Annotated in this window: 8 protein-coding genes; 6 read left to right on the top strand and 2 right to left on the bottom strand. The window is 69.9% G+C overall.

Annotated features, from left to right (window positions below; all coding sequences use genetic code 11):
* Positions 1-11 precede the first annotated feature (11 nt).
* Positions 12-1,307, top strand: coding sequence for an MFS transporter (locus BA062_RS34900; RefSeq protein ID WP_110343411.1), 1,296 nt, complete (start codon positions 12-14; stop codon positions 1,305-1,307).
* A gap of 57 nt (positions 1,308-1,364) precedes the next feature.
* Entirely contained in the window at positions 1,365-2,747 is a 1,383-nt protein-coding gene (locus tag BA062_RS34895) for an APC family permease (protein ID WP_110343410.1), read from the top strand.
* A 117-nt stretch (positions 2,748-2,864) separates the two neighbouring features.
* Here the strand turns inward: BA062_RS34895 and BA062_RS34890 are convergent, their stop codons facing one another.
* Positions 2,865-3,440: a TetR/AcrR family transcriptional regulator gene (locus tag BA062_RS34890; protein ID WP_110343409.1), complete on the bottom strand. Its 576-nt coding sequence runs from the start codon at positions 3,438-3,440 to the stop codon at positions 2,865-2,867.
* 66 nt (positions 3,441-3,506) lie between these two features.
* Here BA062_RS34890 and BA062_RS34885 point away from each other — a divergent pair, with 66 nt between their 5' ends.
* Both BA062_RS34885 and BA062_RS34880 read left to right on the top strand, forming a co-directional pair.
* Positions 3,507-4,424 carry an aldose 1-epimerase family protein gene (locus tag BA062_RS34885; protein ID WP_110343408.1) on the top strand — a complete coding sequence of 306 codons (918 nt, stop codon included), beginning with the start codon at positions 3,507-3,509 and terminating at the stop codon, positions 4,422-4,424.
* 6 nt (positions 4,425-4,430) lie between these two features.
* Positions 4,431-5,642, top strand: coding sequence for an amidohydrolase (locus BA062_RS34880; protein WP_110343407.1), 1,212 nt, complete (start codon positions 4,431-4,433; stop codon positions 5,640-5,642).
* A gap of 70 nt (positions 5,643-5,712) precedes the next feature.
* Here BA062_RS34880 and BA062_RS34875 read toward each other — a convergent pair whose 3' ends face one another.
* A complete protein-coding gene (locus BA062_RS34875; protein ID WP_110343406.1) occupies positions 5,713-6,861 on the bottom strand; it encodes an acyl-CoA dehydrogenase family protein in 1,149 nt (382 codons plus the stop codon).
* A 70-nt stretch (positions 6,862-6,931) separates the two neighbouring features.
* Here BA062_RS34875 and BA062_RS34870 point away from each other — a divergent pair, with 70 nt between their 5' ends.
* Both BA062_RS34870 and BA062_RS34865 read left to right on the top strand, forming a co-directional pair.
* The gene (locus tag BA062_RS34870; RefSeq protein ID WP_110343405.1) at positions 6,932-7,537 is read left to right on the top strand and encodes a TetR/AcrR family transcriptional regulator; all 606 of its coding nucleotides are present in this window, start codon (positions 6,932-6,934) and stop codon (positions 7,535-7,537) included.
* 93 nt (positions 7,538-7,630) lie between these two features.
* Entirely contained in the window at positions 7,631-8,551 is a 921-nt protein-coding gene (locus BA062_RS34865; protein WP_110343404.1) for a carbohydrate kinase family protein, read from the top strand.
* Positions 8,552-8,706: the final 155 nt, after the last annotated feature.

The following is an 8,706-nucleotide window of genomic DNA, read 5'->3' as shown; positions in this document are numbered from 1 at the left end:
GCTAAATAGTCGTGAGCGATCGAACCGAGGAGGCCCCGTCGAGAGGGCGCAGGCTCCTCGGTTCGATCGTCGTCGACGGCCGTCCGCTGCGGATCGCCGGTTTCCGCAGGCTGTGGGTCAGCTCGATGGTCACCGCCATCGGCAGCCAGCTCACCGCGGTCGCCGTGCCGAAGCAGGTCTTCGACATCACCGGCTCGTCGGCCTACGTCGGGCTGACCGGCGCGTTCGGGCTCGTGCCCCTGCTCGTCTTCGGCCTGTGGGGCGGCGCGATCGCCGACACCGTCGACCGCCGCAAACTGCTGATCGTCTCCAACACCGGCATCGCGCTCACCGCGGCGGTGCTGTGGGCGCAGGCGTTCCTCGAGCTGAACTCCGTGTGGCTCGTACTCGGTCTGCTCGCCGTGAACCAGGCGTTCTTCGCGGTCAACATGCCCACCCGCAACGCCGTGGTCGCCCGGCTGGTGCCCGAGCACCTGCTGCCCTCCGCGGCAGCTCTCACCGGCACGATGAACACCTTCGGCGCCGTGTTCGGCCCGCTGGCCGCCGGCGCGCTCATGCCGGTGGTCGGATTGTCCACTCTGTACCTCGTCGACACCGTCGCGCTCGTGGTGGTGCTGTGGGCGGTGTGGCGGCTGCCGCCGTTGCCGCCGCTGTCCGGTCAGGTGCGCAGGGCCGGGCTGCGCGACATCGTCGACGGCTTCCGCTACATGGCCGCGCAGAAGGTGCTACTGGCCTCGTTCGTCGTGGACATCGTCGCGATGGTCGCCGGGATGCCGCGCGCGTTGTTCCCCGAGATGGCCGAGCGCACGTTCGGCGACCCGCCGGGCGGCGGACTCGCGCTGGGCTGGTTGTACGCCGCGATCCCGGTGGGCGCCATGCTGATCACGCTCACCTCGGGCTGGGTCAGCCGCGTGCGCAGGCACGGCGTCGCCGTCGTGGTGGCGATCTGCGTCTGGGGCGCGGCCGTCGCCGGTTTCGGGCTTGCGCGGTCGCTGTGGCTCGCGGTGGTGTTCCTCGCGATCGCCGGTGCCGCCGACATGGTGAGCGCGATCTACCGCATGGCGATCCTGCAGTCCGCCGCGACCGACGAGATGCGGGGCCGGACGCAGGGGGCGTTCACCGTGGTCGTCGCCGGCGGGCCGCGCATCGCCGACCTCACGCACGGCTGGGTCGCGGCGGGCACCGGCACCGCGGTCGCCGCAACGGGCGGTGGCCTGCTCGTGATCGTTCTCGTCATCGTGGCGACCCTGCTCCTGCCCGCCTTCTGGTACTACCGGGCGGCCGCGGACGAGCGGGCGAAGTCTTAACACAACGCTAGGCATGCTGGTGTTTCCGTCACCCACGTGATGCGGCACACTCGCCGCATGGCGGATGCGACAACGACGGCTCCCGGCACCTCGGGCAGCGGGCAACCTGCGCTGCGCAGGGTCATGGGTTCGAAGCTTCTTCTCTTCTTCGTGGTCGGCGACATCATCGGCACCGGGGTGTACGCGCTCACTGGCCAGGTGGCCGGTCGCGTCGGCGGCGCGCTGTGGCTGCCGTTCCTGCTGGCGTTCATCGTCGCGTTCATGACCGCCTTCAGCTACCTGGAGCTCGTGGGCAAGTACCCGAAGGCGGCGGGGGCCGCGCTGTACGCCAACCGCGCCTTCCGCATCCGCATCCTCACGTTCCTCGTGGCCTTCGCGGTGATGTGCTCCGGCATCACGTCGGCGTCGTCGGCGGCGGTCGCGTTCGGCGAGACCTACCTCGCCGAGTTCATCACCTCGCCGATGCCGCTCGTGGCGATCCTGTTCATCCTCATGCTCGCCGCGATCAACTTCCGAGGCGTCAAGGAGTCGGTCACCACCAACGTGGTGCTCACGTGCATCGAGCTGGCGGGCCTGCTGATCATCATCGGGGTCGGCGTGTGGGCGGTCCTCAACGGGGACGGCGAGCCGTCGCGGCTGGTCGAGTTCAACACCCAGGACCAGACCTGGCTCGTGGCCATCACCTCGGCCACGTCGCTGGCCTTCTTCGCGATGGTCGGCTTCGAGGACTCGGTGAACATGGCCGAGGAATGCAAGGATCCGGTGCGGATCTTCCCGAAGGCGATGCTGTGGGGCATGGTCATCGCGGCCACGATCTACATCCTCGTGTCGGTGACGTCGTCGCTGCTGGTGCCCGCGAACGAACTGGAGGCCGCCGAGAGCAGCGCGCTGCTCAAGGTCATCGACATCGGCGCCCCCGGCATGCCCAGGGAGATCTTCTCCGCGATCGGCCTCTTCGCGGTGATCAACTCCGCGCTGATCAACATGCTCATGGCGAGCAGGCTCATCTACGGCATGGCCAACGAGCGCATCATCCCCAAGCAGCTCGGCGTCGTGCACCCGTTCCGCCGCAGCCCGTGGGTGGCGATCCTGTTCACCAGCGCCATCGCGATCGTGCTCGTGTCCACCGTGGACATCAGCGTGCTCGGTGGCACCACGGCGCTGCTGCTGCTGGCCGTGTTCGCCATCGTCAACATCGCCGTACTGGTGCTGCGCAAGGAGAAGGTGGAGCACAAGCACTTCAGGGCACCGACGGTGATCCCGGTGCTGGCGGCGATCTTCTGCATCTACCTGGCGAGCCCGCTGTCGGGCCGTCCCGCGAGGGACTACGTCGTGGCGCTGATCCTGCTCGCGGTCGGCCTCCTGCTGTGGGTCGTCAACTGGTTCTTCATGCGCGGCGCCGAACAGAAGGAACTGGACGAGAAGGCACTGGCCGAGTAGGTGCGCCGGCTGCAGTGAAGGCCACCTTGCCTGCGTTCAACGCAGGCAAGGTGGCCTTCACTGCGGTGGCAGTGGCGGGCCGCATGGTTCCCGCGTCGAAGTGGTGTACGCGCAGGGTCATCGCAGCTCCCCCTCGATGGTGATTCGCAGGTGCGCGGCGACCGCGCGCAGCGGAGCCGTGTCGTGCCGGGTCTTGGCCAGCAGCAGCGCGCCCTCCACGGCGGCGAGCACCACCGTGGCCAGCTCACCCGCTCGCCGGGCCGCGATGCCCGCGCCGGTGAGCGCGTCCTCGAAGACGGCCTGCCACGAGCCGAACCCCTCCGCGCACGCCCGCCGGATCGGCTCGCTGTCGGCGGCGTCGAGCGCGACCGTCGAGAGTGGACAGCCACGCCGGAACTCAGATGCGGCAAGGGTTTCGGCGAGGTGGCCGATGAGGGTCTCGATCGCGGCACCGGGCCCGTCGGCGGTCTCGAGGGTCTGCCGCAGCACGTCGTGCAGGCGTCCTCCGGAGATCGCGAGCGCCTCGGCCGCGAGCTGTTCCTTCCCACCGGGGAAGTGGAAGTACAAGGAGCCCTTCGGGGCGCCACCCGCGCTGAGCAGCTGGTTGAGCCCCGTGGCGTGGTAGCCCTGGGTGTGGAAGAGCTCGGCCGCCGTGCTGAGCATGCGGTCGCGGGTGTCGGTTCTGCGCGACATGGAAGCGACGCTACCGCGAACTATGACGACCGGTCTAGTAACTTTCCGGGCCGATACAGTGCGGCAATGGTCAATCCGACTGGGGAACAGTTCGAGCTCATCCGCGGCAACGCGCGCGCCGTCGTCACCGAGATCGGTGCCGGGCTGCGCGCGTTCGAGGTCGGCGGCGTGCCGTATCTGGAGACGTTCGCCGCCGAGGACGAGCCGCCGAAGGGTGCCGGCCAGGTGCTCGTGCCGTGGCCCAATCGCACCAAGGCCGCGCGGTGGACCTTCGAGGGCGAGCCGCAGGAACTGGAGGTGACCGAGGCCAAGCGCGGCAACGCCATCCACGGGCTCACCCGGCGCAAGGAATGGCAGCTCCTCGAGCACGCCGAGTACTCGATCACGCTGGCCTGCGACATCGAGGACGAGCCGGGCTGGCCCGTGCCGCTGCGCACCGGCATCGTCTACGAGCTGGCGCCCCGCGAGCTGACCGTCACGCACGAGGTGAGCAATGAGGGCGACCGCGCCATCGGCTTCGGCGTCGGCACGCATCCGTACTTCCGCATCGGCGACGTGCCGACCGACGAGCTGACGCTGACCCTCCCAGCGACGCGCGTGCGGCCCTACGCCGAGGAGGAGCAGCTGCCCTACGCCGAGGAACAGGCCGTGGAGGGCACCGAGTACGACCTGCGCGCAGGCCGCGTCGTCGGCGACCTCGACCTCGACACGGCGTTCGGCGGGCTCACCGAGGGCGAGGACGGCAGGCACCACGTGCTGCTCACGCACGGCAACACGACGCTGGACGTGTGGACCGAGGCCGACTTCCGCTGGGTGCAGGTGTTCACGCCTGCCGATCTCACGGGGCGTGGCAGGGCCATCGCGATCGAGCCCATGACGTGCCCCGCGGACGCGCTCAACTCCGGCACCGACCTCATCACCCTGGAACCGGGAGAAAAATGGCGGGGCAACTGGGGCATTCGGGTGGAGGATTCGTTAGCGTGACGAACCATGACTGAGGCAATCACCGGCGGCTACGTGGTGCCCGTAGACGGCGATCCCATCGACGGCGGCACGGTGCTCATGGACGGTGGCAGGATCGTCGCGGTCGGCCCGGAGGCCGATGTGGACATTCCGGACGGCGCGACGCTCATCGACGCGTCCGGCTCGTGGGTCCTGCCCGGCTTCATCGACGCCCACGCGCACCTCGGCGTGCACGAGGAGGGCGAGGGCTGGTCGGGCAACGACACCAACGAGATGACCGACCCGAACGGTGCCCGCTTCCGCGCCATCGACGGCATCGACCCGTACGAGGTCGGCTTCGACGACGCGCTGGCGGGCGGCGTCACGAGCGTCGTGATCAAGCCGGGCTCGGGCAACCCCATCGGCGGGCAGACCGTCGGCGTGAAGACGTGGGGCCGCACGGTGCTCGACATGCTGTTCGCCGAGGGCATCAGCGTGAAGAGCGCGCTCGGCGAGAACCCCAAGCGCATCTGGGGCGAGCAGAAGAAGACACCGTCCACCCGGCTCGGGGTCGCGGCGATCCTGCGGGAGGCGTTCACCAAGGCCCGCAACTACGCCGCTCAGCGCGACCACGCGCTGAGCGAGGGCAAGCCGCACGACGTCGACCTGACGCTGGAGACGCTCGCGAAGGTCCTCGACGGCGAGCTGTACTGGGACCAGCACACGCACCGCGCCGACGACATCGTCACCGCCGTGCGGCTGGCCGAGGAGTTCGGCTACAAGCTCGTGGTCAACCACGGCACCGAGGGGCACCTGATCGCCGACTTCCTCGCCGAGCGCGACGTGCCGGTGATCCTCGGCCCGCTGTTCACGTCCCGCTCGAAGGTGGAGGTGCGGCACCGCACGCTGCGCTCGGCGGGCATCCTGGCGCGCGCGGGCGTGAAGATCGCGATCACCACCGACCACCCGGTGATCCCGATCAACTTCCTCGTCTACCAGGCCGCGATCGCCGTGAAGGAGGGGCTCGACCCGGAGACGGCGCTGCGCTCGCTGACGATCAACCCGGCGTCGATCCTCGGCCTCGACGACCGGATCGGCGCGCTGAAGCCGGGCCTCGACGCCGACGTGGTGATCTGGTCGGGCGACCCGCTGGACGTGATGAACCGGGCGATGCGCGTGTTCGTCCGCGGCCGCGAGGTCTACCACTTCGACGAGGCCACCGGCGAAGGCGTGGTCGCCGACCGCCGCTACCGCGAGTAACCGCCCTGTCTTCCCCCAAGGCCACCTTAGGTGCGCTCAACGCAACAAAGGTGGCCTTGGGGGAAGTTGGCTAGCCCTTTCGGAGTTCGCGGGCGATCACCATGCGTTGGATCTGGTTGGTGCCCTCGAAGATCTGGGGAACCTTCGCCTCGCGCATGTACCGCTCGACGGGGAAGTCGCGCGTGTAGCCCGCGCCGCCGAGCACCTGCACGGCGTCGGTGGTCACCTTCATCGCCGCATCGGTCGCCACCAGCTTCGCGATCGACGCCTGGCGCTGGAACGGCAGCCCCCGGTCGCGGCGCCGCGCGGCCTCGAGGTAGGTCGCCCTCGCCGACTCCACCGCCGCCGCCATGTCGGCGAGCAGGAACTCGACGCCCTGGAACTCGATGATCGCCTTGCCGAACTGCGTGCGGCCCTTGGCGTAGGCGACTGCCTCGTCGAGCGCCGCCTGCGCGAGGCCCACCGAGCACGCGGCGATCCCGAGCCTGCCGGAGCTGAGCGACGCGAGCGCGATCCTGAGCCCCTCGCCCTCCGCGCCGATCAGCCGGTCGGCGTCCACGTGCGCGTTGTCGAAGAGCAGCTGCGCCGTGGTCGACCCGGTGAGTCCCATCTTGCGCTCCGGCGGGGCGGCCGCGAGGCCCGGTGTCGCACCGTCGACGAGCAGGCAGCTAATGCCTGCGCCGCCCGGCTCGTCGGACGTGCGCACCATCGTCGTGTAGAAGTCGGCCTGCCCGGCGTGTGTGATCCACGCCTTCGCGCCGTTGACGACGTAGGAGTCGCCTTCCCGGCGCGCCCGCGTCGACAGCGCTGCGGCGTCGGAGCCCGCGTGGGTCTCCGACAGCGCGTACGCCCCGAGCAGGTCACCGCCGAGCATCGCGGGCAGCCACCGCTCCCGCTGCGCCTCCGTGCCGTGGTGGGCGAGCGCGAAGCACGACATGGTGTGCACCGAGAGCCCGACGCCCACGGACATCCACGCGCTGGCGATCTCCTCCAGCACCTGCAGGTAGACCTCGTAGGTCACCTCGCCGCCGCCCCAGCGCTCCGCGTACGGCAGGCCCAGCAGCCCGGACTTGCCGAGCAGCCGGAACTGCTCGCGCGGGAAGCGCTCGGCCTCCTCGTACTCCGCCGCGAGCGGGGCCAGCTCGTCCCGGGCGATCTCCCTGGTCAGCGCGATCAGGTCCTCGGCCTCGGTGGTGGGCAGCAGTCGTTCCGCAGGCATCGTCGTCTCCGGCTTCTGTACTGAAACCAGTACTGTGGTGGCGTTCGCAGTACTAATATACGGTAGCAGGATGCCCTCGAAACAGGTCCGTGCCCGCAAGCAGCCCACCGCGCGTCAGCGGGCGCTGCTCGGCGAGCTGGAGGAGCTGTTCCTCGCGGAGGGCTTCGTGGAGTTCACGCTCGACGACCTCGCCGCCCGCCTGCGCTGCTCCAAGTCGACGCTGTACACGCTCGCCGCCAGCAAGGAGCAGCTCGCGGTCAAGGTCGTCGGCCACTTCTTCAAGGGAGCCGCCGAGCGGATCGAGCAGCGCATCGACGGCATCGACGACGCGCGCAAGATCATCGAGGTCTACCTCGCCGGTGTCGCCGACGAGCTGAAACGCGCCTCCGACCGCTTCATGGCCGACGTCGCGGAGTTCGAGCCGGCACGGGCGACCTACCGCATGAACTCGCAGGCCGCGGCGGGCCGGATCCGGTCGTTCATCGCCAAGGGCGTCGCCGACGGCGTCTTCCGGGAGGTCCACGCGACGCTCGTGGCGGAGCTGGCGAGCCTGCTCGTGGAGGGCATCCAGACCGGCGTGGTCCGCTCGCGCACCGGGGTCTCGGACGCGGAGGCGTTCACGGCGCTGGCGGAGCTTCTGCTAGGGGGAATACAGCGACGCGAAGCGTCTCCGTGAGCGGGTGGGGGCGGGTGACGGGTGGGAATACAGCGACGCGAAGCGTCTCCGTGAGCGGGTGGGGGCGGGTGCGGGTGGGATAGCATCGCCGCCGTGATTGTCTCCGGTGGTGAAGCCCTCGTCGACCTCGTCCCCGCGGAGTCCACTGTGGACCTGCTGGCTCCCCGGCTCGGCGGTGGACCCTACAATGTGGCGCTCACGGCGGCCAGGCTCGGCGTGCCGACGGCGTTCCTCTCCCGGGTTTCCACCGACCGCTTCGGCGACGCGCTCGTCGAGCGACTCCGGGCGTCCAACGTGGACACCTCGCTGCTGCAGCGCGGACCCGAGCCGACGACGCTGGCCGTGGTGGCGCTCGACGAACAGTCCAGCGCCCGGTACAGCTTCTACACCGAGGGCACGGCCGACCGGCTCGTCGCCGACCCCGGGCCGCTGCCGGAAAGCACCACCGCGCTGTCGCTCGGCACGCTCGGCATGGTGCTCGAACCCGGCGCGAGCGCGTATGAGGCGGTGCTGCGGCGCGAGTCAGAGCGGGGCGTGCTCACCGCGCTGGACCCGAACATCCGTGCGGACATGATCACCGACCCCGCCGCCTACCGGGCCCGGTTCACGTCCTGGCTGCCGTACGTGCGGCTGCTCAAGCTGTCGGTGGACGACGCCGAGTGGCTGGCCGAGGGCGCCGGCGTGCTGGAGGCCGCCAAGGGCTGGCTCGACGCCGGAGTGGAGGCGGTGGTGCTCACCAAGGGCGGCGACGGGCTCTCGGTCGTCACCGCCGACGGCGAGGTGGCGAGCGCCCCGACCGTGCCGGTCGACGTCGTCGACACGATCGGCGCGGGCGACACCGTGCAGGGCGCGCTGCTCGCCTGGCTCGTCCAGCAGGACACCCGGCGGCCCTCGGCGCTCGACCCCGCGGACTGGCAGCAGGCCCTTGGCTACGCGGCGCGCGCGGCTGCCATCACCGTGTCACGGAGCGGCGCGGAGCCGCCCACCGCGGACGAGCTCGCGCAATTTCTGTAACCGCATGAGGTATTCGTCACGGCACACCCCGCTGACCGTGTGAACCTGATCGCAAACGATTAGCTGTGGGTAACACCACGGCTGCGAAGAAGGCGTCTTCTGGACTAGCGTAAGGAGGAATAAATACCCCAGCGGGGCGGTGTGCGACGAGGCTC

The sequence above is a fragment of the Prauserella flavalba genome (assembly GCF_003202235.1).
In the GTDB taxonomy this organism is placed as follows: Bacteria; Actinomycetota; Actinomycetes; order Mycobacteriales; family Pseudonocardiaceae; genus Prauserella_A; species Prauserella_A flavalba.
This window is presented reverse-complemented; position numbering and strand designations above follow the sequence as displayed.